Below are 1,996 nucleotides of genomic sequence, written 5' to 3' on the forward strand. Positions count from 1 at the left end.
CATCGGCGTGCGCCAGTTGCAGCGCCTGTTCGGCCTCCACGTCGGCATCGGCCCCAAGTGGGTGATTGCCCGCTACCGGTTGCACGAGGCGCTGGCGCTGCTGCAAGGCGGCCAGGCCAGGCCGGACGCCGAGCTGGCGCTGCGCCTGGGCTACTTCGACCAGGCCCACTTCGTGCGCGACTTCAAGCGCATGGTCGGCCAGGCACCGGCCGCCTATGTGAAGACGCAGGCCTGAGCGGATGACCACTCGCACCATCGCCAGCGGCGTCGGGTTCGGCGGGGCAATGCGCACACGGTGCATGCCGGGTCGGTCGCCGTGCAGGCTAGACTGCCTTCATCGAGCCCGTTTCCGACTGGCCTTGCAGCCATGGGCCGTGGCGCTTCAATTCGATGGGTTCGTCCATGCCTCAGCTTGCGCCTTGGCGGCTGCTCGCCTTGCTTGTTGGCCTGACCATGCCGCCGCTGTGCCTGGCGGCTGCGGCTGCGCCTGAACGCCACGCGGGCGAAATCCTGCTCAGCCCCGGTGTGGCAACGGCCAACGATGGCTCGGCCATGCCTTACGAAATCGGCACGCTGCACGTGCCGGAGAACCGCGACAAGCCCGGCTCGCGGCTGATCTCGATCGGCTTCGCGCGGGTGAAGGCCTCGCGGCCCACGCAGGCCCCGCCCATCTTCCTGCTCGCAGGCGGGCCCGGCGTGACGATGCTGGACATCGTGCTCGACCAGGACGATGCGGCCAAACGGCGAGTGAAGGCCTGGCAGGCCTATGCGGAGGTGGCCGATCTGGTCGTGATCGAGCAGCGCGGCTACACGCTGCGGGGCGACCTGATGAACCTGACCACGCCGCCAGAGCCGCTGGACCAACCTGCCACCATCGAGCGGGACATCGAGGCCACGCGTGCGCTCGCCCGCGGCGCGCAGGCGGCCTATCCGCAGGCGGATCTCTCGGGCTACAGCATCACGCAGATGGCAGACGACGTGAACGACCTGCGCCAGGCGCTGGGTTACCGGCAGATCAGCCTGGTGGCGGCCAGTTTCGGATCGCAGTGGGCTTTTGCGGTGATGAAGCGGCACCCGGGCCTGGCGGCGCGGGCCGTGATCTCTGCCGCCGAGCCGCTGGACCACGGCTACGACCTGCCTTCGCATGTGTTCGCCGCGATGCAGCGCATCGCACTGGAGGCCGACGAAGACCCGGCGCTGAAGCCTTACCTGCCGCCAGGTGGCCTGATCGCCGCGATCCAGGCCACGCTGGCCCAACGCTTTGCGCCCGGGCAGACGGTGGTGGTGAACCTGCGCAGCGAAGACGGTGGGGCGCAAGACATTACGCTGGGCCGAGGCGACTACCAGCAGGCACTGGTGGAGCGCGCAGGCGATGCCAGCCGCTTTCCTGAATTCGTGATTTCGGCCTACCACGGTCGGCATGAAGGCTGGGCGCGCGAGGCGCTGGATTGGCGCCGGGCCGGCGAGCGTGCGCTCATCAACCCCCTGGTCAACATCGGGCTGGACATGAGCGCCGAGCGCAAGCGCCTGCTGTGGAGCGACCCGGCCCTGCCCATCATCGGCGCCTGGAATTTCGCGGCCTACCTGGCCACCCAGGGCGAGTGGGCCACGCCGGACGCGGGCGACGCCTTCCGCCACCCAGTGCTGGACACCACGCCCGTGCTCTTCGTGCAGGGCGACTGGGACCTTTCCACGCCGATGGAGAACACCCTGGCCATGGGGCCTTACTTCCCCAACAGCCGCACGGTGATCGTGCACCGCGCGCAGCACAACGGCCCCTTCGCGCTGCTGCGCAGCCGGCCGGAGATGGCGGCGAAGGTCCAGGCCTTCCTGCGCACCGGCGAAACGCAGGGCCTGCCGGCCGAGATCGCGCTGGACCCGGTGCGATTCGTGAAGCCCGGCTTTGCCCCACCGAGCGCGCCGCAGAGCTGACTCGCTCGGCCCTGGGCCTCACACCATCGCCAGCGGCGTCTTGCGCGTGGGGGGCGGGAAGGCG

The 1,996-nt window shown here is 69.7% G+C and carries 2 protein-coding genes; both read left to right on the top strand.

Features of this window, described 5'->3' with window-relative positions; all coding sequences use genetic code 11:
* On the top strand, window positions 1-235 hold a 235-nt coding region (locus tag FKP22_RS28545; protein ID WP_141291492.1), incomplete at its 5' end, for a helix-turn-helix domain-containing protein.
* A gap of 167 nt (window positions 236-402) precedes the next feature.
* Entirely contained in the window at window positions 403-1,932 is a 1,530-nt protein-coding gene (locus FKP22_RS28550) for an alpha/beta hydrolase (protein WP_170201156.1), read from the top strand.
* Window positions 1,933-1,996 lie beyond the last annotated feature (64 nt).

Source organism: Ideonella azotifigens (genome assembly GCF_006519715.1).
In the GTDB taxonomy this organism is placed as follows: Bacteria; Pseudomonadota; Gammaproteobacteria; order Burkholderiales; family Burkholderiaceae_C; genus Ideonella; species Ideonella azotifigens.

Coding starts and splice junctions, on each gene's coding strand:
- FKP22_RS28550 (WP_170201156.1), top strand. CDS start 403: ATGCCTCAGCTTGCGCCTTGGCGGCTGCTCGCCTTGCTTGTTGGCCTG.